The organism is Peribacillus sp. SIMBA_075 (genome assembly GCF_046534585.1).
Genome location: NZ_JAWRYN010000041.1, coordinates 23176 through 45583 on the forward strand (window position 1 = coordinate 23176; position 22408 = coordinate 45583).

The 22408-nt window shown below is 36.1% G+C and carries 18 protein-coding genes; 4 read left to right on the forward strand and 14 right to left on the reverse strand.

Going from position 1 to position 22408, the window contains the following annotated elements:
* Positions 1-7: 7 nt before the first annotated feature.
* The 8 genes from SB775_RS21975 to SB775_RS22010 form a co-directional block, all read right to left on the reverse strand.
* Positions 8-1981, reverse strand: coding sequence for a VirB4 family type IV secretion system protein (locus SB775_RS21975; RefSeq protein WP_410863302.1), 1974 nt, complete (start codon positions 1979-1981; stop codon positions 8-10).
* 24 nt (positions 1982-2005) lie between these two features.
* Positions 2006-2665: a TrsD/TraD family conjugative transfer protein gene (gene trsD / locus SB775_RS21980; RefSeq protein ID WP_410863304.1), complete on the reverse strand. Its 660-nt coding sequence runs from the start codon at positions 2663-2665 to the stop codon at positions 2006-2008.
* Positions 2658-3056 carry a hypothetical protein gene (locus tag SB775_RS21985; RefSeq protein WP_410863305.1) on the reverse strand — a complete coding sequence of 133 codons (399 nt, stop codon included), beginning with the start codon at positions 3054-3056 and terminating at the stop codon, positions 2658-2660. Before SB775_RS21985 ends, trsD begins: the two co-directional genes overlap by 8 nt.
* Positions 3057-3072: 16 nt before the next feature.
* Positions 3073-3402: a CagC family type IV secretion system protein gene (locus SB775_RS21990; RefSeq protein ID WP_307273721.1), complete on the reverse strand. Its 330-nt coding sequence runs from the start codon at positions 3400-3402 to the stop codon at positions 3073-3075.
* A gap of 11 nt (positions 3403-3413) precedes the next feature.
* Complete coding sequence (locus SB775_RS21995) at positions 3414-4535, reverse strand: hypothetical protein (protein WP_410863306.1); 1122 nt, start codon at positions 4533-4535, stop codon at positions 3414-3416.
* 879 nt (positions 4536-5414) lie between these two features.
* Positions 5415-5600 carry a hypothetical protein gene (locus SB775_RS22000; RefSeq protein WP_410863308.1) on the reverse strand — a complete coding sequence of 62 codons (186 nt, stop codon included), beginning with the start codon at positions 5598-5600 and terminating at the stop codon, positions 5415-5417.
* Positions 5601-6044: 444 nt separating this feature from the next.
* Positions 6045-6518 (reverse strand): hypothetical protein, encoded by a 474-nt coding sequence (locus tag SB775_RS22005; protein WP_410863309.1) that lies wholly within the window; start codon positions 6516-6518, stop codon positions 6045-6047.
* Between the two features lie 57 nt (positions 6519-6575).
* Positions 6576-7826: a ParM/StbA family protein gene (locus SB775_RS22010; RefSeq protein ID WP_410863311.1), complete on the reverse strand. Its 1251-nt coding sequence runs from the start codon at positions 7824-7826 to the stop codon at positions 6576-6578.
* A 729-nt stretch (positions 7827-8555) separates the two neighbouring features.
* Here SB775_RS22010 and SB775_RS22015 point away from each other — a divergent pair.
* Positions 8556-9458: a hypothetical protein gene (locus SB775_RS22015; protein WP_063596935.1), complete on the forward strand. Its 903-nt coding sequence runs from the start codon at positions 8556-8558 to the stop codon at positions 9456-9458.
* Positions 9459-10510: 1052 nt separating this feature from the next.
* Here the strand turns inward: SB775_RS22015 and SB775_RS22020 are convergent.
* Positions 10511-11632 (reverse strand): hypothetical protein, encoded by a 1122-nt coding sequence (locus SB775_RS22020; RefSeq protein WP_410863313.1) that lies wholly within the window; start codon positions 11630-11632, stop codon positions 10511-10513.
* 1413 nt (positions 11633-13045) lie between these two features.
* On the opposite strand from SB775_RS22020, the gene SB775_RS22025 reads away from it, so the two are divergent.
* Both SB775_RS22025 and SB775_RS22030 read left to right on the forward strand, forming a co-directional pair.
* Entirely contained in the window at positions 13046-13531 is a 486-nt protein-coding gene (locus tag SB775_RS22025; RefSeq protein ID WP_063596933.1) for a hypothetical protein, read from the forward strand.
* On the forward strand, positions 13531-15186 hold the full coding sequence (locus SB775_RS22030; protein WP_063596932.1) for a helix-turn-helix domain-containing protein: 1656 nt from the start codon (positions 13531-13533) through the stop codon (positions 15184-15186). The genes SB775_RS22025 and SB775_RS22030 overlap by 1 nt, the downstream gene beginning before the upstream one ends.
* Before the next feature lie 760 nt (positions 15187-15946).
* Here the strand turns inward: SB775_RS22030 and SB775_RS22035 are convergent.
* The 5 genes from SB775_RS22035 to SB775_RS22055 form a co-directional block, all read right to left on the reverse strand.
* Positions 15947-16537, reverse strand: a complete 591-nt coding sequence (locus tag SB775_RS22035) for a hypothetical protein (RefSeq protein ID WP_410863315.1) — start codon at positions 16535-16537, stop codon at positions 15947-15949.
* Complete coding sequence (locus SB775_RS22040; protein ID WP_048687620.1) at positions 16524-16934, reverse strand: hypothetical protein; 411 nt, start codon at positions 16932-16934, stop codon at positions 16524-16526. The genes SB775_RS22035 and SB775_RS22040 overlap by 14 nt, the downstream gene beginning before the upstream one ends.
* 237 nt (positions 16935-17171) lie before the next feature.
* The gene (locus SB775_RS22045) at positions 17172-17471 is read right to left on the reverse strand and encodes a hypothetical protein (RefSeq protein WP_410863316.1); all 300 of its coding nucleotides are present in this window, start codon (positions 17469-17471) and stop codon (positions 17172-17174) included.
* Between the two features lie 865 nt (positions 17472-18336).
* The gene (locus SB775_RS22050; RefSeq protein WP_410863318.1) at positions 18337-18609 is read right to left on the reverse strand and encodes a DUF3847 domain-containing protein; all 273 of its coding nucleotides are present in this window, start codon (positions 18607-18609) and stop codon (positions 18337-18339) included.
* 5 nt (positions 18610-18614) lie between these two features.
* On the reverse strand, positions 18615-18881 hold the full coding sequence (locus SB775_RS22055; RefSeq protein ID WP_061466459.1) for a hypothetical protein: 267 nt from the start codon (positions 18879-18881) through the stop codon (positions 18615-18617).
* Between the two features lie 215 nt (positions 18882-19096).
* On the opposite strand from SB775_RS22055, the gene mobQ reads away from it, so the two are divergent.
* Positions 19097-21109, forward strand: a complete 2013-nt coding sequence (gene mobQ, locus SB775_RS22060; RefSeq protein ID WP_410863320.1) for a MobQ family relaxase — start codon at positions 19097-19099, stop codon at positions 21107-21109.
* Positions 21110-22408 lie beyond the last annotated feature (1299 nt).

Here is a 22408-nt window from a genome sequence, read left to right on the forward strand (position 1 = left end):
TCCCCCTTTACAGAACAAAATTTCGAACTTCTTCTTTTTCAATGGGAGTCATTTCATTCCTTCCCTCATAATCAGGGATTTCATCAGGATCTAAACCATATTTTTCAAGGTACCGTTTTTTATTCCAAAGTCGTAGCTCTTCTTGCGTGAGCTCAACCCGAATAAATGCACGTTGAGACCCGTAAACAATTAATGCCTCTCCCTGACGTTTCGCTCGTAATAAGGAAATCTCTTCATCAGAGAATGATAGATTGATTTTTTTAACCACATCTTCAACACCCTTATTGTCTAGTCCAAAAAATATTTTTGTGTGACTATTTTCAACCATAGCTGCCCCTAGGTTATCCTCGGTATCCAGTACGTCGATAATTTGTTGCGTGCCTGCGATGGCGCCGGCATTATACTTCCTAAATCGTTTATAAGCTTGATAAAAGAATCTCATCGAATCCGGGTTCTTTGATAAGAAGTGGAATTCATCAATAAATAGGTACACCAATTCCTCTTTTGTTTTCGTCACTTCATCCCATAGGAAACCAAAGATATTAAAGTAACAAGCAGCCTGCACATCCACTTCATTTTGTAGGGATTTTAGATTAAAAGAGAATAGAGAGTTGTTGATATTCACGTTCGTATGGCCATTGAATAACGAGTTAGATCCATGAACATAACTTTCCAGGATAAGATAAAAATCCTGTATTTTTTTATAGCGTTCTAAATCATTTGTCTTCAATGTACCTAAATCGTCATAAAAGTCCTCGAGAATCGGGAAGTCCTTTGCCATTAAACTTGTAAAATTGCTCTCTTCATTAATGGAAAAACGATTGTAAAGGTTGATCAGTGTCTTATCTAAAATACTAGATTCAACCTGGGATAAGTCAGCTTTTAAAACTTTGAAAAAGGCCTTAAGACGTTGAACCTTTTGTTTAACAAGGTCCCTTATGAATTCCGAATCATCATTAAAATCTTCGGTGTCCGTAATTTCTGTGGAGAATATCTCCAAAGGGTTGATTTTCGTTGAACTATTACTACTGAGATGAACAACTTCACCTCCAAGGATTTTCACAATATGCGAGTACTCATTTTCTGGATCAATGATATATATCTTGATTCCCATGGCGTAGCAGCGAAGAATCTTCTGAACCATAAAGGTAGATTTTCCAACACCTGATGTCCCAATGACCACCATATTTTGATTTAATGTACGTTGTGTGTCCAAATAGTCTATCGCAACCAACGAATTGGTTGTTTTATTGATCCCTTCCACCTGAGCCGTCGGGGATAAATAGCAAATCTCTGAATCGTCGAACGGAAAGAAAGAGGAGGCCGCTTCACTGTTGCACATCTGATAGGTATAATCCTTTAATTGATTATCCCCTAAAGGCAGAGCCGACCAGAATGCCATCGGTGTTGCGTAATGAGGGTTTAGAGCTTTCATTCTTAGTTTCGTTAATATCCTCTGGACATTGTCTTCTAAGGTCTTCAGATCTTCTAAGGATGCAGCTTGAATGAAAATGTATGTATACAGATACATAAAGGTAGAACTGTTTGATAATACCTGATTTAGTTGATATTTTGCGCTTTCCAGTTCGGATTGCAACCTGATGCGAGTGGCTGGATCTCTTGTTTTTAGTAGTTCCGCATCTTTATTTTTAATAGAGTCATTGTAATAGCTAATCATGCCTTCTGAATTGGACGGTTCTAGGTACTGGACAAAGGATATGTTTCCTTTTAATCGCTTCAGATCCGATAGCCAGTTCCCTTTTTGCTCTTTAGGATAAGCAACGACAGCCAGCACCTTAATAAAGTTGCCACCACTTTCGATATAATTCTTGTTTTCCTTCCAGACAAAAGGATAAATGGAATTAAGTTCTTCGGTCTCTAACATCCCATGTAAAATGTCTTCGGGACTTTGTTTCACCTGTTCGTCATGCTTATTTTCACGTTTTATTAAAGAAAATAAAGTAGCTAAAGAAAAAGGCATTTGACTCGCTCCTTTCCGAACCGGTTATCCATATAGTTTTGACATTTCAAAATCAAAGGATCTGTATAGCAACGATAACGTATTTTTCTCAGACAATTTTCTAATCGTTATATCGTACGATTCAAAAGTGGATCGCAGGGAGTTTGTCATTTCCTCCACCTTTTTTGTTAGAATAGTTTCAGCACGTTCTAAATCTTGGAACGTACGTTTATTCATTTTCTCCCTAATGACAACAAAATGTTGTTTTGTCGACAATTCATCCTTCATCCTTATCCCTTGGAAGTGATCAATGTAAGATGTGATTAGGGTTCGCTTGTATTCATTACCTGGGTTATCCTTATTCTCCAGTTCATGCAAATAGCGTTTTTTCCAACCTAAGTTATAGGAACGGAAATCCACTGGAACTGTCATTGATATGGTTTGTAATTGATCATGGACTTGACTCATTAAGAATGAACCGTAATCTTCAAATAAACGATTCTGTTCATACTCCGCCAACAAATCTAGGTTGATACCACTCACTTGCAGGATGGACGTCAGATATCCATTTTTCAATAGTACATAGTCTTTGTATATCCCTTCTATAATACTTATGTCTTGAATTGTCGATTTTCCTTTTTTTATTAGGGTTTCTACTTCATAGTCAAATTCTTCCTTATCCATTTTCTTATTATGATTAACCACGGAAATCATCCCTTTTATTCGATTTCATAAAGAACATCTTCTGTCTATTGTTGTAATGAATAATTCGTTTTAAATAGATACTATATGTGATATTTGGCCGAGCAGATATAGGACGTAAAACAGCGAAGGTTAAGGAGCCTAACAGCAAAAGGGCCATAAAGAACAATTTAACCATCATAAATCCCAATGAATAAGGGGGAATGAACAAGATAATGGCGGAAATAACGACCGCCGGTAATATATATCTAAAGAAATTCATTAATGATAAGCCTTTAACAATGTTATAAGATCGATCGACATTATCAGGGAAAACAAACGTTTTCCCCTTGCGACTGTCTTTTTCCCCAAGTAACTCTTTGAGAGCCTCTCTAAGCACTTCTTTTTCTGTCATCTCTAGTTCACCTCAATTAAGCGAATAACGCGTACATCCACGGAACAAGCCATACGATTGCGGCTGCTAACCCTACCCCTGCCAAAGCCATTCCTACTCCACGAAACATTTCGTTTTTGGTATGGGGATCATCCACGCCTGGTAATTTTTTAATGATGATCCATATGGATACGCAGATGCCTACTGTAACAACAAGCCCCGTTAACAATGTTTGAACTTGTTTCAGTCCCTCTTTGATTTTTGCTGATACATTGGCTGCTGCAGATGCTTGCTCTGGGGCGATATGTAAAAGTAAAAGAATGGCAGCAAACATCAATAAGAGTTGTAATTTTTTTAACGAAATCATATGTTTCCTCCTTAGTCGTTTTCCCTAATTTCTTTGAATTGAATATCGGTTTCCACCTCTTGTACCTGTATTTCTTTCCGCTTTTCTAGTTGAATGTGATTATTTAAATTTCCCAACTGTTTCTCGGCCTCTTTCTCAGAGAAGTAAGGGGAAACTTTTTTCACTTTGCCATTGCCACTCAATTTCCCAATATACGAGCCAACTTGATTTGAAATCACCTCAAAATCATGTTGCTTCGCTTGGCTTTCTTTATTTATTTCCATGCCATAAAACGCAAGGAAACCTTCTGCAATAGAACGACTATCCATGATAACTTCATCAAACATTACTTTCATTCCAGGGTTATCTCTTACTCTTTCCATCCATTTTTCTGCAATGTCAGGCAACCAGACGTTTCGTTCTTTTTGATTCTCTACTAATGATAGCCTTGTCCCTTGACCATCATTTGAAATATTTTGGATTGTAACGGTCTTTCCTAAAAGATCTGAAGGAATAAAATGCTCTTCTAAAGCCCTACGAAGAGCTTGTTTTCTAAGTTTAGGATCATTTTTAAGTTCCTCTTTTACAACAAAGGTGCGTGCTTGTTCGATATTTTCATAAGTTGTTAGGGTTTTGTAAGATTTTGCTAAATTTAGCCGAAGTTGTTTATTGTCATGGAGGGAGAATGCTTTTCCATCATCCACAATGAAGAATGAGTGCATTCTAAACTTTTCAAATTGGGAGGTTCCGAGTGTTTTTTGAAGCAAATCCTCTTTGGTTGGAAATACTGGTGTGACGATGTGCGCTTCCTTAGATTCTTGTTTATAGACCCCGAAGTACTCATCTTTATCCTTCAGGATGAAGAAAACACTTTTTTCCTTATCGACTGGGAATGTTTCAATATAATTTCCTTTTATTTCAAATAACTGAGGGTGATGTTCCTTTATCATGGCGTAATATAGCTCATACTCAGCCTCTGTCTTCTCTTCGGTTGACCAAGAAGTGGAATCTTGTTTCAAACTCTTCTTTTCCTGGTTCATGAGACTTGTCTTATTTAAACTTTTTTGTTTAGAATGTTCAATCATTTGTAGAATAGAGTCGGCAATCGTAAGCATGGAATCGTTGACCGATTTTTCAATCGAATCATTTCTCATAACAAGATCATCTCCTTACTGGGTCGTAATGATTTTACAGAATGAAACAACTTAGCGTACAAGGAAAGAGACTTTCAATAACATTAATTCACCCAAAACATGTGAAAAATTGCAAAAAATCATTCTCCCCACTTTAATTCTGAATGGGCTTGTTTACATCCATATTCCGCTGAACCATTTTATCCAGTTGCGTATCCTCCCTCGGTTGCGATAAAATACTTTTGGTCCCATAGGCTACCTTTGTCATTTAATTAAGTTTCTGGAAACGCCTTATACATGAACCGTGCTGAAACCCCCTTTAAGAGCTTTCATGATTTTGGGTATATAATGAGTGTCTTACAATGGATGATTAAATTCACTCTGCACTCCCTGATATCCCTTTTCCACTATTTTAAATTCATGACGGGTCTATACGGATTGAAAATATTTTTTAATAAAAGTCTTTTCCTCATCTTTTAGGGACCTGAATTGTTTTATAAAAAAGGTGATATGATAGTGTAAGAAACTCACGTGATATTTGTTCATCTGTATCTCATACACAAACAATTTTCCCTCCCCACTAAAAAGGATGCTATTGCAATACCTTTGACGTCTCTCTTGCTTGTATTTTACCAGCGATATTCCTTTTATTGATTAAATCAGCCAAAAAAATACAAAAAATGAACCTATTGATGGGATTCGTAGTCATATAACCCTAACTTTTCTGGTTAGTATTCTAGAGACTTTAGTCTTGTTATTATCCTTTTTACTAATTCTTGATCTATTCTTTTCTGGCTAGATCAACTGCTAGATACTGATTTCAATTAAGTTTTTTAAGTTCATAACGGTAAAAACCTTTTTTTAAGAAGAAAGAAAACAAAATACGCGGCTGTATTATTCTCAAGGAATAATACAGCCGCGTATTTTGTTGTTATATTTTCGATATTGTTCCATCATCTTAACGTCTTCCATATGCTTTGGAACATATTCATTAAATTGGTTAAATAAATAATTAAGATAGGCGTTTAGTTCAAATCGATTTTCCTGAATAACATTGACAAATGAGGTTTTATTTTCTTCTTCCATCTTTTCCTCCCCTTTACTTTATCTTTTATATCATCCAGAACCTTAAGCATACACCAATTTGAAGTTCATTACTTTTTCTGTTTGGAAATAGTAATTTTTTAATGAATAATCATTTTTATAAATGTAGTATTGGCCCTGTCTACGCCAAGATACCATCGCATGTTTTTATTATAAAAGAAAACGCTCACATCTTCCAACGCTACTGTAATACAAATTTTGACAAAACCTTTGAATATAAAATGTACGTCCTGCTTTGAGAACTTTGTTTAAAGATCCAGCCACTCGATGGAACCCCCTACATAAAAATTCCCAATTAAAAGGGGCTCTTTCCATTTGATTTGGATGTAAGATTAACAAAAAAAGAGACTGAATCAAATTAGTCGTTATTCAACGACCTTTTGATTCAGCCTCTTACATATATCTGAGCTTTATTTTAAAAGTGTTTTATCCCTTTAAATTGGTCATCTTCCCCAACTTTAATAGTTTAGAAAGGGCTTCGTTTGATTGACCCTTACCTTCCTTAGCATCTTCTTCATGATTCACAGGCGCTTCAGATGGAACGATTGGTGAGGAAGCTGACTTACTTTTCTGGGATACCGGCTGCACCATTTGCTGGGCAAGCGCCGTCCCTTCGGGATTCCCTACAATTAAAGAAACGATATTATAAAGGATCCTTTGCCCTTCCTCCGTTTTCAAAAGTGCTAATTGATCATTCTCAAAGGTGTCTAGTGGAAGGTAAATACCTTGTTCTTTATAAGATCCATTCCGAACCTTTAATCCATCTTCAATAAGCGCACTAATAAGTTCATTTCTGCTTTTAAAGCTGTCTACCAACTCATTAAATTCATTAGCCCATTTTATCGAGGTTTTTGGGGTATATTGAATCCCCCTACCTGGAGTGATTTTTCTATTGGACAACGTTACCACCACCTTGTATCACAACTAAAAGAAGATGCTGCTCCTACTCTTGAGTATTTATGCTTCAATTGATTGCTTTTCAATTTCAGCAATAATATTTTTCAAGAGATATGCCTTACTTGTAAAGAAACTGGCTTGATCGATATTCGGAGGAAATAAACAATCTTCATCTTTAAGTTCCGCTAGGTATTGATAAGCGAAGAGAAGCCCTCCCCCGACGATAATCATTTGCCCAACGTTTGTATCAACAAAATACCGGATGACTTTATCTTTCACTTCTTCGGCATATTGTTTTGTATATTTTTCTACAATCTTGGTGATATCTGCTGTTTTGGACTGCCATGTCGCTTTAAAGACAGGAGAATATTTAGGTTTTTTAACCATTTTATCGATTTCCGGCTTGATGAACTTCCTCATGAATTCTTCACGTGTAAACGAAATCTTAGGAGTTTTATTCACCCTTTCAAAACGAGCCCTTATGCTGTCGAATTCCTTTAGTTCAGCTGCTTCTTTCATGATTAAATCAATATATTTATTTGTACCTATCAGATGGTTTGTAGATTTAGTTGAATTTAAACCATTTTCATCATAAAGAGCTAAATCCAATGTTCCAGCTCCCAAATCAGCTATGGCAAACTCATCATGGATTTGTGATGAAAATTCAGTTTCCACCACTTCCCCATCCACTAAATCAAAGGCCAATGCTAAGTAGCTCGTTACGCCTTCCACATTAAGCTGAACATCCGTAATGTTAATGGTTATGGATTTGCCTTTATAAGGCCCTTTTATTGCTGTAATTTCATGCTCACCCATATATAAGTTGATTTTTTCCGAAGACGCCTGTTTGGCCTCTTCTATTGGAAGCCCAAAACTCAATGGAACGTCTACCTTATTGGTCTTACCAGATTTCCAAGCAGCTAAGGCTAATCCTGCTAAAGTTGTTACAACATGGATTTCATTCCCTAATTTATCTCTTGCATCACTGTTGGTTTCTCTTAAATTATTTTTGTCATTCGTTGAAATTTGAGCATATTCCCCTACTGTATAATAAGCATTTGTTCGATTCTTTGGTAAGGCTTTACTTTTAATATGTAAATGAAGAATCATATCATCAGGAAAAGATTTATCTGCGCTTTCATCTGGCATATCTTCGGCAGTCGTTTCCGCGTTTTCCCCGATAATACTCGCGATATTTAATGAAACAACATTTCCATTTTGATCGATATACGTAATTTTATTCGAAATGTTCCCGCTATCCACTCCTGCAATTAAATAATCCTCTTTAAATAAAAAATCAAGTTTTGTCATGGTCTTCCTCCTTCGGACTAATCTAGTTTAGTCTACTTACTATCCAATATATAGAGACTCCCTGTTAAAGTCAATGAAAAACCAGCGCTAGATTGACGTTAACGATACTTCAGCGCTTTTTTAATATCGTTAAACTAGCGATATTCCACCGCTTAACACACGCCCTTGTGATCAGTCGGTTTATTTTAACTGTATATTTGACGGTGAATTGACGTTATCGATTTTTTAACGCCTTTAATTACGAGAGAATTAACAGCAAATTATCGCTAATCCATTCCACGTCACGGCTACTTAACGCCAAATTAACGTTATCGGTTATTTGCTGGAAGTTGTAGGAGAATTCACTTCATATAAACCGCATTAAACTACACTAGACTAGATTAGATTAGATTAGTGATGAGATAATCATCCACAAATTAACGCTAATAATTTCAAATTGTTGCATTCTACCGCTGAATTAATGTTATCGGTTATTTAACGCACGAAATGTAGAAGAAACGCATTAAATAACCAATCTAGATTAGACTAGATTGGTTATTATTGTGGTTCTAGATTAAACTAGACTAGATTAAATTTGGGCGAATTAGTTCATTATTTCTATTAAAGCAAACAAACTTAGTTGATTAGTCTTTATCTAGTAGGTAAACTATAGATACAGATAAATTGACGCTTAGCGATAGGTGGATAAAAATAAGCTATAGTTAAACTAGCGTTAAGAGGAGGGTTATCGTGACAAACAGAGTCCAGGCAAATAAGGATTTCATTACAGAAGCACTTCGTGACGATGCTTTATTCACTTCGTTGGTGCTTGATAAGGAATACAGTGCCAAACTATTTAAAGAAGATATACTAGAGTTGGATCCGAATGCCATGTATTCAACCACCGATTGTTCCGATAAGATCTTTAATATCGCTAATTCGACGTTAAGGTATTACGTTAGGATGCTAGAGGGATACTTAGAGATTTATGTAGAAGGTAGAAAGAAGCGATTGCCATTTCTCACTGTTTTTAAAATCCACATGACTTTACTGTCAATTGAGAGGGGAGAAACGATTTCCGATATTCAAGTTAAGTTATCGCTAAAGTCGATTCCTCAACAAAATGGTGGAAAAGCAAAAGGGAGTAAATATAATGAGGATACCTTAGATCAATTATTCTCGGAATTTGATAGAAGGCAGAATGTAATGATGAGAACCTTCACGCTACAAAACACAATCAATCTAATCGAAGTGGAGTTGCTGAGAAGGAGAACTGGAATAGCTGATAGACAAAGACAAATTGAAGTTATAGAAGAAAAGATTAAAAATCATCGGCTAAATCGAAAAATGGATCGACAAGCAGCGAATGTGTTACGAAAAAGTTTGGAGCAAAAGAAAAATACAGGCTTTTTCTCTTTCTTTGCAAAAAAAAGTACAGAAGATACTCTGAATATAGAATCTGACATACTAGTGGATGAAAGGGATATCAAAGCTGACCATATAGAAGTGGAACTCATTGAAGAAATTAATACAATAAGGCAGAAGATTAGTCAAATGGAAGAAGAATCACTTGCTTTAGAAAAAAGGTTAAAATCTGAAACAGCACTTCTAACAAATGAAAGGGAAGTATTAGAACAAACTATGGAAGATTAATGGTTCTTTTTTATTTATTTTTGGTCTATGGGATAAAGCGGAAAATTGGAACCTCCCAAACTTTTATATGTAGTACGCTTTCTGGAAGATGGATATTTAACATTTCAATTTGTAGATTCAAATTAGGAATAAGAATGTCTTTTTGCTTTATGAAGATCAATGATGGTCTATAGCTTCTCTATGAGCTCTCTAGAGCTTTATAGCAAGTAAAAGGGTCCTTGCCCCTTAATTAAATACGTTGAATGCAGGAAAAGGATATAAGTTTAGGCCACCGTCTTGGTTGGTCTATTTTTTTACAAAGTTTTTTCATTTTTAAGGTATTGCTTGCAGAATTTTTGGTGAAAAGCGATTTCGTGAAGGTATTATAGAATGCCCCTCATTTCACTTGTGCTGAATTTTCATAGCTGCCGTTTTAAGCTCGCCCCAACTAATTGGAGGTTTCTTCTGTAGATAGTATAAAATTTATAATAAATGAACCTTAATCTAACTAATGTGGTTGATTAATCTGTTCATTAGTTTTCAATATTTAATTTTTGAAAGTCTCATTGTTTTACAGCGAGTACATTATTCTTAATAATCTATTATTTTCACTTCTGTTTGATGTGATTTATTTCGTAAATAAACAAATTTAATAAAAAGGCATATTTAATAAGAGAAAACAGATTTAATAAAAAAAACAGAAGTAATAGGCATTATTCTATTGTTAGGTATATCCCTTGAGCGACAAGGGTTCTAGCCATTTCTAAGAGTCGTTTTAACAGAGTTTCCACTTTCCCACATAAAGCATGTAAATGAAGTCACATATACACAGGGCTTTTTTTAAACTATTTACATATTCACAGGAGAGTATTTTTAATATCCACTATTTCACAAGGCTACATTCGGAATCTATTAAGTGTAAAAAAATAATCCTTCTCGAAAATTCTGCCAGAATTCGTGACAGAAGAGGGAAGGAAAGACTTTTGTTTTAAGGGAATACTTCAATATATTTTTTGCGTATATTCGAATAGCCCTGTGAATGTCTTATTTTTTCACAAGGCTGGGTTAAGCTATTAAATTACACCCTGTAGCTCTGGTGCTTGGCCTGTTTTGGTGTACTCTCTGATTTTGGCTTCATGGATTAATTCATAAGGAATATTTTTTAAGGCCCCAGGAAGATACTTTCTAAAGGCCATTCTGAAAAAGGCGCCAATCGAGTAGAAATGGAAAGAACCTTTTCGTTGTTTTTCTGTATGTATATGAATTCCTATCTGATCCATTGTTTGTAAAAAGAAGGTTTTAATGAATCGATCACGTATGGTGAAGCTTTCATAGTCCTCATCCATAAGATAGTTCAGTTTATTCATTACTTCCTGCTTAAAGGAAATCATGACATCGATTTGGTCTCTTGGTTTAAATTTAATTTGCTGTCCATCAAAGAAGTAGGTGAGCTCTTTTGATAGTTTCGCCATGAGTGAGTTGACATTGAATTCATCCGTGTTTTCTTCCACACATTCCGGCTTCAAGGAAAAGGTGGCTTTTTTTATCCATATTTGCTTGCCACGAATCTCTATCCCTGTGAATTCAATGGAAAAAAGAGCTTCTAAAACGCTTAAAGTTTTACGAACCCCTTTTGCATTTTTGTTTAGTTGAAGTTTAAGTGTCTTCATTGTCCGTTCTTGTTTTATTTTCTCCATTTCACCTGTCTTGCTGAAAGACAGACCAGTCCGGAACTGGTTAAGTAAGGATAAGAGAAGTTCGATACCCTCAGGGTTCGAGGTACGTACGAATTCTGCTAAAATATTCGTTTCAAAAAGGGCGTGCGGTATGATCAGGTAGTTGAGAGATACACCATTAAGTTCAGGTGTATTATACTTATCAACATCTTTTAACATGATAACAGGTAAGCCTTCGTGGATTTCCTCTTTTACAAAATGATGATCTTCTAAAAACTTTTTTCCTCCCCAAAGGGTAGAATAAGAGATTCCAAGCTTCTTTGCCCAGTAAGAAAGATTATATTCCTTAAGCATGCCTCGTTGGTTCTGTTCTACTTGTAATTGGTTTAACATGGTCATATATACGACATAGGCAGAGGCAGGAGGGCGCTCAAATGACTGATCACGAAGAAAATGGAATTCTTTTAAGATGGCGTGATGCATTCTAAAACCATCGATTCTTATTCTGGATTCTTTCATTTTAGGCCCTCCTCTCGTCTATTTTTCTAGTTTGAATTATAGCAGAATGGAAAAACAGGAAATGGTGTCCTTTATTAGGGGATTTTCAAAGTTGCACAACGTGTGCTCATCCCTTGGGGGGCAAGGGATTGAAAAAAACTCTAAATATTTTTGTGTGAAAGGAAACGTCATTTTTTCACACTGTTTGTGCATATTGTGAAAGGAAACGTCATGCATTCATGGATAAACAAATTAGGATAAACGTTGATATATCAATGTTTTCATAAAATAGTCCATCCATAAATGGACAAGAATAAAAAAACTTGCACCGAAATGTGTGCAAGTTTGTGTGAGAGCAAACGTCATAATTCTTCATTTTAGAACAAAAAGAGATAAATTTATTCACTATTTTTGTGGGGTTCCTAATTTTTTCTGAAATTTTGTTGGTGATGTAGGGGGGGGAAGGTTGGTTTATTAAAAATGTTTTAAAAAATCCCAGATCAAAAACAGGGAATTGTGCACATTGTGAAAGGAAACGTCAAACAAGAAAAGTTGCACAGTTTATTATGGATGATTGATATGTGCAAGAAGGCGTCAAGCTTATGTGATGTTGTTAATGGAAGATAAACTTGCATATCCTTATCTTTGTGCACATTGTGAGAGCAAACGTCCAATGAAGGAAAAGTTGCAATCCTATATAATGGTGTGCATGTTGTGAAAGGAAACGTCATTCTTTAATCATTAAGAGGACTGAGATAACCACTGGTATATCAACATTCTAATGAAAAAAGCCATTTATAATCGAACTAAAAGCGTAAAACTTGCACAAAAACGTGTGAAAGGAAACGTCATTTCCCTATTTATTTGACCAAAGGAGATTACTTTATGCAAGGCTTTTGATAAAGAACCTATATTTTAATAGAAGTTTTATAAACAGGCTTGTGCACATTGTGAGAGGAAACGTCAAAGGGAAGATAAGTTGCAATTTTGTGGAGAGTAGCCGCCCAGCTGCTTTTTTGATTTATTTTTACTATCCGCCTTCCGAAGGTAAAACAGCATAAGCCTAACCTTCCCGCTGGAGCCAAGAGGTTAGCCAATAGTCCAACGGGCACCAAACTTTATAATTACGGACGCTAGCGCAATTTAAAAAACTAAGTGCCCAGCTAGCCCTGAACCGATTGTTTATGCGTTTTTTTCGTTCTACCTACTTGCAAATGGCTAAAAGCATCCCCTTTGGTGAACAGATGCGCTTTTAGCCATTTGCAAGTTTAAAGGGAAAAAATTGCAAGTGAACAGAGAAGACAAGAAGTGTTTTGTGCACATTGTGAAAGCAAACGTCAAAATATAAAAAGTTGCACGTTTAACTCATGTGTTGACAAAAGCAACAATACTCACTCATAATTACCATATTACTAGATTAGAAGGGGAACACATATGGATTTTTTAGTAGGAGTTAAAGAGGTAGGGGAAATTCTCGGATGGGATCGGAGAAAGGTTTCCACCTATCAACTGCGTGGCGTGCTTCCTAAACCAGTGGTCCAATTATACAGTGGTCCCATATGGTTTCGAAAACAAATCGAAATTTATAAGGTTGGGAAAGATTTTGGTGTCAGGACTTATTATATAAAAGATGATATGGTCTATGAATGTATGCATAATCAACCCTTCAAAGATACGATCTATTCCCCTAACGACATCAAAGAACAGATGGGAAATTATATCCTTTATCAGGAAAAGGACATCCAACAGTTGAAAAAAGCCATCCTAGAAAAAAATCCGATTGTTCAGTTCCTTTCTTTTGAGTCCGTTAGCTTTCTGCACGATTTGGGTATTTTGGAAACCGCTGTTTTTCAAGATTACATCCAACAGTACTCATTTGAGGACATAGAGTCGACAAAAGAAGGGCGGTTTAAAGAATAATGTTACTACCCCTGCAAACGAAATTTTTGAATGTCATGAAAACGATTTTTCCAGATTATCCTCAACTCTTTGTCGATTGGAATATGGATATTAACCATCTTATGTCCGGTCAAGATGATTACCAGCCTAGCCAAACATTAAAAGCATTTTTTGTGATTTTGGATAGCTTGGTGAAAGATTATGGATTGAAATTCGAGGATATGGAACAATGGGTTGATGATTACATAGAAGAAATTAGAAATTTTGTCCTTCCACACATACAGATTATAGGAGAAGAGAATTCAGCACCTTCCCCAAAGTCTAACAACAGGGAAGTGATAAATGCCTTGTTGAATCAAAATTTTGCCGAGTCCGGTTCAGCCTTATTGTTTCATAAATTAAGGGAGACCATCAGTAAAAATGAATTCGACATTGCAACTGAAATTCCTACTGCAAGGATTGCGGAGAGGGCTTTAGAAGCGACGGCTCAAGTGAGGGCAGAAAATGATTATCTGATGATGAAATCCAATGTAGCCATCGAACAATGGAAAAATCTCACCTCACAAGCCATCACGTCGATGGATGACTTAACCGCAGATATTTTTGATATTGTCTCGATTCTTTGGATGCAACAGGCTACTCATAAGGACCAAATGATTCATTTCCATACGGATGATGCTTTGAATCTAAGGAGATTGCAAGGTCGGAAAGAAGATTTAGACGGCTATCAAATGTCTTATCGAAAAAAAGAACGTGATGATATCATGAAAAGGTTGGCCGCTCTCACAACGATATGGATAAGAATTGAAAAAGAGAATTTGAGGTTTATCAATGAGGATCAGGGAGATTTTGAGGAAATTGGACAAGTTCAGTTTAATCCCTTGTTTTTGGTGGATAGCGTGACGGTAGCTTATCGGGGGGATAACCCGATTGGTATTTATGAATGCAGCATTCGTCCAGGGGAATTGCTCGCAAACTTCTTATACGGTTCCCAAAGGAGCAGTGGGCTACTTGCATTAAAGACCCTAGAATACCATCCAATTAAGCAAAAATACCATAAACGGTTATCCAGGTATCTGTCCTGGCAGTGGAGGATTCGCCAGAAGAGTGCAGACTATCTCAGGGCTTATCATATTGGGGGAGACAAAGGGCTTTTAAAAGTCATGGATTTGGACGTGAATCCGCGATATGGTTCAAGGATCAGGGAACAATTTGAGGAAATATTGGACACCCTGCAGCAGGATGGAATCATTAAAGGGTGGAGCTATAAGGAAACAACCCTTGAGAAGCAAATTGAGCAGGAGAGAAATTGGTTCGCAAACACCTGGTTGAAGGCACGTGTCCAAATCATCCCACCTACAGAAATCACGGGTATGGGAGATGACCAGGACTTATTATTGATTGAGGATCAGGACTATGACACAGAGAATTTTCTAACGATGTTGAAGGGTATGACGGATAGGGAGACTGGTGCAACCAAGGAGATGGTTGAAGAAAAGCAGGTTTCTCCTGAAACGATAAATAAGGAAAGAACGGATCGGGGATTAAGCATTTTAGAGGCAGCTAAGGAAATGGGAATCTCCCATAGTACTTTGTCCAGGTATGAAAGGAATCTAATTAAACGCCCGTATACAGTCAGCTTAGAAAAGATGAAAGAGTGGTTAAATGCAAAATAAGCATCTAAACGGTGCTTATTTTTTTGGGGATATTCCTAACATATCATACGGAGCATCATCTCAATAATTAAGATGAATTCATCCTAATTTTCACTGAAATAAATATTGAGAGGAGGATGAATAATCAGTTATTTTGTAGGTGAAATAAAACGGTGTTAAATATTTATGTTGAAATGAGTGTGTCTCGAGTGATGATTTAAATGCTTTTAATCAATAAACAAACAAAAGAAGGTTTATAGTTTATTGAACAAGCAATAAAGATTGAGGCCATTATAATTTTTTGTGATTGAAGCAGAGAGCAAGGATCGCTGGTGAAAGTGCTATTGGTGACTAAGTTGCCTTGCTCGAAATATACTATTCCCTCAAAGGGCTAATGTTACATATTCGTAACAAACTGTGAAAAGTTCAGGCCGAAAAAGTAACTATCCAACCGTCAGTCAAAAGTTGCTACAAATACTAACAAAAGATTGGACTTGTCTCCCTGTGTAAGCCAATTCAATATCCGATAAATTTGGGGTGATTATTGATGCAAATATTGTTGGATCAATAGTCCGGTGATATGAAATAGAAGAGAAGTTATTGGTTAACGAAGGGTGCTAGTGCTGAACACCGAAAAGCATAGGTAATGAGCTTGGAGAAACTTATACAAGTTCATTACCTATGCAAATTGCATTGTGTATGCATAGGTTCATATTTTGAAATTTAGTCTGAGATTAATGGACTTTCCCCTTCAAATGTGTTCCGTAGCCTTTCGTATATTCTATTCGGTTTCATCATCAAGCAGGCGCAGGATATTTTCTATGACACCCGCATGATCACCTTTTCGAAATTTATCAATAAAGTCTATATAAAGAAGCTCAAATACCCTTTCTAGTGTGTAACCATGTTCTGGCTGAACTTCCTCCATATCGGCAAGCAAAATCTCTCCACGTAAGGCGTATTTCCTTCTCATGCGTAAATTCAACGTTTTTATTTCTTGGTTCTTTTCTTTATGGATTAATTTAAAAGCAGATTCCCCATGCTTTTCAAGTCTTGAATCTTTACCAGCATACTTATCCAATGAGGTGAGCAATCGGAATATGGCATTTGAGTCTGGATTCTTTTTCGCAAACAGCAAAAAGTCATTATATAAAAGATTCATCAAGTCGTTTTGTTCGAAATGCAGGTCTGATAGGTCTTGAATATCTTCACAGAAAACTTCTGCTCTTAGAAATAGATTCAAGGGGACGTCTATATTCAGTAAGATGGTTGAAGATTTATTTACTTTATGGAGTAGCTTTCCGATAAAGTTTGTTGATCCAATTAAAGATAGTTCTTCATTTATAAGATTGGCTTGGCTATATTTCCCCATCGGTTACGCCCCCTAGTTGCCTTTTTTTGTATGCTTCTATAAATATCCGATGAGCTGCTTTTCGAACGCTGCATTTCCAACCGGCCGCATAATCACCTATCTTTTGATACGTTTCATGATCTACTTTGCAATGAACCGTGTAAGGCTGGTCTGTATAGGTGACGTCAGGGTATACGAGCACCTGTTCAAGACCAAACAACAGTATTTCCGTGCCAAATGCTGTTTTGGAGCCATTCCAGTATCGTCGGGATTCCCGCCTTAAAATCATGTCCATGGGTTCGTCCACGGGGATTTTTATGTCATGAAGCTTATCCGAACGAACTTTTCTTTTTTGTGGTTCAATCGTTTTTTTATTAGAAGAAGAGAGAACCGGATTCAAATGTTTAACCTTTCCCATTTGGTTTTCCCCTTTCAGAATCGTCTTTTTCTTTGGGTTGGTTGGTCAGTTGGTTACATCGTTACGCTATGCCAAGAGTGGGGGAGGTATATTTACTAGGGATTGTGGCAAGGCTTTTTTTAAGTGAGGTGATACGAAATGAGTAAAGATATTTCAAAAGAACTGGCTGAAAAGCTTGCTAATAAGGCATCCACACTACATTACGTAAAGAGCACAAATGAATCTAAAAAGAAATAATTAGCCTAAAATAATCTTGATTCCACCCTGTTCAGTGAGTTTGTATGGGGCTTGATTCTGTTTTGTAATATAGTTTTGATCTGTCCAGCAACCATCTTCATCCCGCCCCCAATCTGGGCAGGGGAGAGGGACGTCAGCAATTTTATGTTTTTGAAGGATACTTTTATACTCGTTTGAATGTGCGGCAACAAAAAAGGCCAAACGGATGATTTGATTACGGTCTAGATTGGTCGCTTTATACACCTTCTCTATATAATTTTTATAAACGTCCGGGTATCTTACGGTAGGTCTATACACCATTTTTCCTTCCTCCTTTTTAAATAGTATATGGACGTCTGTTGGTTAAAATGCCATTTGGTCAAATATGGTTTAGTGCAAAAATTCTGACGTTGATCAAGGAATAATCAACCTAGATTAGTCTGGTCTGGATTTTTAAAAAAACAAACTAGTCTGATCTAGGTTAGACTAGTTTGTTGTGATTTAGTTTATTTTGTTATTTGAATCCATGGAACTTCCAATAAAGAGGGACAGGTAAAATAAGAAAATTCGTCTGTTTGTTTTACTACTACGTCGTTAGATTAAGAAGGTAAGAGGGGGCATATCCTACCTGAAACAGAGTAAGATAAGGTCAAGTCCAGATTTTGAATAGCAAGAAGGGATCCCCTTTTTAAGACAAAAGTACGTGTGCCTCGGCATTAATATCGATTGATAACCACTACACTGTACAACCCTAAAACTGCTTCATTTAGTCATATTTTGGGTTATCGACACCATAGAACGTTCTGAAACCAGAAGATATTAAAAGACAAAGAGAATAAAAGGTTCAAGGAGAGCTGCATATTCTTATCAAGAATTACCACCCAAAAATGATGTAAAAAGGCAAACACATATTAGTCATGGCTAATATGTGTTTGCCTTTTTTTTGAAGCGACACAATCTATGATCGTGTTTATTTTACTTAATCTAATTTTGGTTTTTTCATTAATGATAATTTAAAGACAAAATAATACCATTACTGATAAGAACTAAATAATTTATACTAAGTAAAAAAACTAAAAGGATAAAAAATGATGCCTCTATTACGAAAATTGAAATGAAGAAAATAGCGAAACTGTTTATGAGTGGTTGATTTATGGGGCGTTCAAGAATGGCTTTATCTTTATTTTTAATGGATTTCTTCATCTAAACTTTTTATCTGTCGAATTACATATTCTTTATTTTTATTTGTAAAATTAGCTAATACTTTTAGTAAGTTTTCAGTGTCCTTGAGCGACATACTTTCTTCTTCTAAGTACTTTTCCAAAAGTGCTCCTTTTTGAATCAGTCTGCGCGTTCGTTCTTTTCTGGCTTCGTTTGAAACTTTATGTTCTAAAACCCTCTTCTTTTGCTCCAGAACCTTTATTCTGTCCTTCATTTTTTGTAATTCTTCATTAGGCATATGAATTACCCTTTAGGTGGATTTTGTGGAAAATTCTTCTCTTCCTCATCATCCTCTTTTGAAGAAGAGGCTTCACTTAATGATTTCACTTGATGATTAAATGAATCAATTAATTCCTTTGCTTCATTCACATCTTCCACTTCCCATGAATCCATTAGATATTTCCCAATCTCCCTTTGAGTGTTGTTCAATATCCTTTTCTGTTTTTCCTTCAATCTTTTGATTTGCTCTTCAATACCTAAGATCTGTTCTTTCGTATTCTGTTTTACCAACACAAGCACCCCTCATGGATATTTTTCCTAATTGTAACACTTGTCCTATAATATGGAAAGTGATAGAATGATCCCGAAGATTATAACAAGGGCGCACTTATATACCACTATCGTGGTATTGTGCATTGGCTCCTTCTTCGAAGAAACCAATTTCGTGAAGCGTCTGAAAAATTCGCTTCGCTCATGTTATGAAAAGAAAGTGGGGTGCTTGAACTGTGGCCATCTATCATTTCTCCAATCAGATTATTTCAAGAAAAAAGCAACAAAATACCATTGCTGCAGCTGCATATCGGTCTGGTGAGAGGTTGGTAGATGAAAGAACCAATGAGTCGAAGTTCTATAAAAGACAAGTGGAACCGATTACTCATATTCTTGCGCCTAGTCATGCACCTAAATGGGTATATGATCGTCAGCAATTATGGAATGAAGTGGAGAAAGTAGAAAGACAATGGAATGCACAACTTGCCCGTGAAATGAATGTAGCCTTACCAAAGGAACTTTCTCATGAAGAGCAAGAACAATTAGCCATTGAATTTTGTAATGATGTTTTTGTGATGGATGGCATGGTTGCAGATTTAGCGATCCATAGAGATGATGAAGAAAACCCACACTTTCATATTATGTTAACCATTCGACCTTTTACTGAAGAGGGAACATGGGGAAATAAACAAGTGAAGGTGAAAGAAATCATTAATGGAAAACAACAAATAAAGGCCATACATACAACCGATTGGAATACCAAAGAAAAGCTTGTTTACTGGAGAGAGCAGTGGGCGACTTATGCAAATCAATTCTTAGAGAAAAATGGTTTTACTGAAAGGATCACACATTTATCGAATAGAGATCAAGGGCTTGAAACACTCCCGACCATTCATGAAGGAGTTGTTGCAAGGCAACTGCAAAATGAAGGGAAAGAATCTGAGAGAATTCGAATAAACATGGAGCGTAAAGAGTACAACAAAATCATCATCGAACTGTCAGAAGTGAAGAAAGAAAAACAGATAAAAGAAAGAACAGAGAAGTTTGTTCGCCGCTTCACTCCTTTAGAGAAAAAACAACTGCGTGAGTCAGCCAAATCCTTACGACTTTTTATCAATTACGAAAACATTAACACTAGAAGGAGCCAGTTAGACAAATGGCATGCGCGACTAGAGTTTAGTCAGGATTCCGTTGATACATTTAAAAAAATGAACCGGATTGAAAGAGAAACAGACATGTTAGATCAAGCTGAAAATATTTTGGAAAATGAGGCCAATAGGTTTTTAGAAAAGTATTATCCGAATTTTAATATTGAGGATTATTCTAAAGAACAAAAAATTGAGGTTGTTGAAACGACGGTCACGCAGAATAAAAGGTTAAGTAGCCATGAAATTGAAAATGTTATAATTGATTTAGAGAAAAAACAAATCGAAAAGGATTTATATGCTTTACTGAACAATCGATCACAGTTTGTTCTTTCCATAAAAAAAGAAATACAACGTGCAGAAAAGCAGTTCGAGAATTTGCGTTTGAAAAATGGGGTTAATTTTGCTGATGGATCAACAATCAAAAGTGCTTCTGAAAAAGAGTTACGTAAAATGCAGTTTTTATTAAAACAAAAAGAGAATTTGAATAAATCATTAGGCCTGTTGGGACTGCTTTATGACCACCAGCTTCAAGGTATGTATCCTAATTGGGATGGACGTAATTATTTATCGATTGAACAAAAGGAATTCTTTGTCATGGCAGAAGAGTATTATGAGAAAAACATTACGCCTAAGGATTTTTCAAACCCACCAAGAAAATACTCTAAAGATGAACAAATTGAAATTATTTCCTCTTTTTATCAAATTAGTAACGGTCATATGAATTCATATAAACGAAATCAATCTATTGAGCTCTTAAATAAGAAGTATCCAGATTTCCAAACGGATAATCAATCTTATAAACATATGTTCTATTATGAGTGCATGCGATATTCAGATGAAATTGGCCAAGAACGAATGAATCAGTTTAAAAGTGCATTTGATGTCCAGTCTGTTGGTAAAGAAGAGGACTTCCAACTTGAGCGTTCCACCACTTTCGGTCCGAAAACTAATCATAATTCAAGTTTCTTGTCTTATGATGGTTCTGATTTCTTTTCTATTCTTGAGAATGCCATCCGTGAAGCTGATCGAAAATGGAGAGAAGATGAACTTAAACAGAAGAATAAAAACAAGAGGAAAAGACAAAAGGGAATGGAACGCTAGTATTGGTGTTATTTGATGGAGGTCGAACACTTTCTAATGTTCTTGTCGTAGGCTTGCTATCTCACCCTTTTTCATAGGTGACAATGAATCAGGTGCTTTATTTGAAAGACATGGATCCATTAACTTGAATCATTTTGGAGGGTCTTTTAAGCTTTGGAAGCTACAACAATGGGTCCAATGATTATGTACGAAACTGTATGATTTTGGTGAAGAATCATATAACGCTTTGATTGTTCACTCTTTGTAAAATGGCGATTAATGGGTTTGTTATCATTTTCGACCATTAGGATGAGAGCATATTAACATATTAGATGACTAAAAAAATTAATTATAAAGAGAGTTTATTTACCATTTATTTCTTAGCAATGTTGGAGTTACCCGAGAAATTTGAGCGAACAAGCGATGCAATCTTCATTAGAGGCTATTGAATCGTAAGAAAAGTGGAAAACAGAGCCAAGATGTGGAATTCTTCACTGAGCTAAAAAGCGAGCTTGAAAACAGGGGGAAAATCCAATACAAAAAAGCCTAGCACTAGGTCACTCTTAGTAAGAAAGCTCTTCTCTTAATCGAGAGGAGGTGCATGTTTTTGTTTTACTAACTCAGTAATCTTGCATTTCACCAGATCAAAGATTCAAAACTTAAATCTTCCGGACGAGGGCGAAAGGGCGGCCACATGGCTGCATGAGGGCAACGGCAATGTGTTCATCCCTGAACCACAGTGGTTATTTTAAAATAAACCTCGTTAGAATATGCACAGTAATATTTATACATAAGTAGCTAAACACCATTATTCTTATTTAACAACTAAGAAACTTTTAGGAAATAAAGAGGAGGGAGAACAATCCATTCTATCTGTCCTATCCAAACATAAAAAAGGTAAGTCATAGTACTTTTAAAAAAGAGTTACTTAATATACTACCAACCAAATTAACAGACCAAATCGAATCATTGCTTCACTTGCACTTGTTGTTTTAAGTCTTGTTCCAAGAACCGTACGGAAAGAAGCGAGAAGCAAATGGAGCAGGACGGAAAATGATGTATTTATCAAAAGATAAACTTTCTGATATTCTTCTTGAAATGAAAGAATTATTAAACATTAAGTTTTAATTAACCATTCTTCAACTAAAAGGTCGATAGTTTAACAAATGGTTGCTGCGGCAACCTTTTTCGTGCGCCCGGCATGGGTGCAATCTATAGGGTGAAAGTCCCGAACCATGAAGGAAGTAGTAGTGGTTAGCTTAATGCAAGGGTGTCCACGGTGACGTAGAATCTGAAGGAAGCAAGCGGCAAACCTCCGGT

Excerpts from the sequence above, each read along its gene's own strand:
- SB775_RS22025 (WP_063596933.1), top strand. The coding sequence starts at position 13,046 with ATGGATTTTTTAGTAGGAGTTAAAGAGGTAGGGGAAATTCTCGGATGG.
- SB775_RS22030 (WP_063596932.1), top strand. The coding sequence starts at position 13,531 with ATGTTACTACCCCTGCAAACGAAATTTTTGAATGTCATGAAAACGATT.
- SB775_RS22020 (WP_410863313.1), bottom strand. The coding sequence starts at position 11,632 with ATGAAAGAATCCAGAATAAGAATCGATGGTTTTAGAATGCATCACGCC.
- SB775_RS21985 (WP_410863305.1), bottom strand. The coding sequence starts at position 3,056 with ATGACAGAAAAAGAAGTGCTTAGAGAGGCTCTCAAAGAGTTACTTGGG.
- SB775_RS21990 (WP_307273721.1), bottom strand. The coding sequence starts at position 3,402 with ATGATTTCGTTAAAAAAATTACAACTCTTATTGATGTTTGCTGCCATT.
- SB775_RS22050 (WP_410863318.1), bottom strand. The coding sequence starts at position 18,609 with ATGCCTAATGAAGAATTACAAAAAATGAAGGACAGAATAAAGGTTCTG.
- SB775_RS22000 (WP_410863308.1), bottom strand. The coding sequence starts at position 5,600 with ATGGAAGAAGAAAATAAAACCTCATTTGTCAATGTTATTCAGGAAAAT.
- SB775_RS21975 (WP_410863302.1), bottom strand. The coding sequence starts at position 1,981 with ATGCCTTTTTCTTTAGCTACTTTATTTTCTTTAATAAAACGTGAAAAT.
- SB775_RS22040 (WP_048687620.1), bottom strand. The coding sequence starts at position 16,934 with ATGGGAAAGGTTAAACATTTGAATCCGGTTCTCTCTTCTTCTAATAAA.
- SB775_RS22035 (WP_410863315.1), bottom strand. The coding sequence starts at position 16,537 with ATGGGGAAATATAGCCAAGCCAATCTTATAAATGAAGAACTATCTTTA.
- SB775_RS22045 (WP_410863316.1), bottom strand. The coding sequence starts at position 17,471 with ATGGTGTATAGACCTACCGTAAGATACCCGGACGTTTATAAAAATTAT.
- SB775_RS22010 (WP_410863311.1), bottom strand. The coding sequence starts at position 7,826 with ATGACAAAACTTGATTTTTTATTTAAAGAGGATTATTTAATTGCAGGA.
- SB775_RS21995 (WP_410863306.1), bottom strand. The coding sequence starts at position 4,535 with ATGAGAAATGATTCGATTGAAAAATCGGTCAACGATTCCATGCTTACG.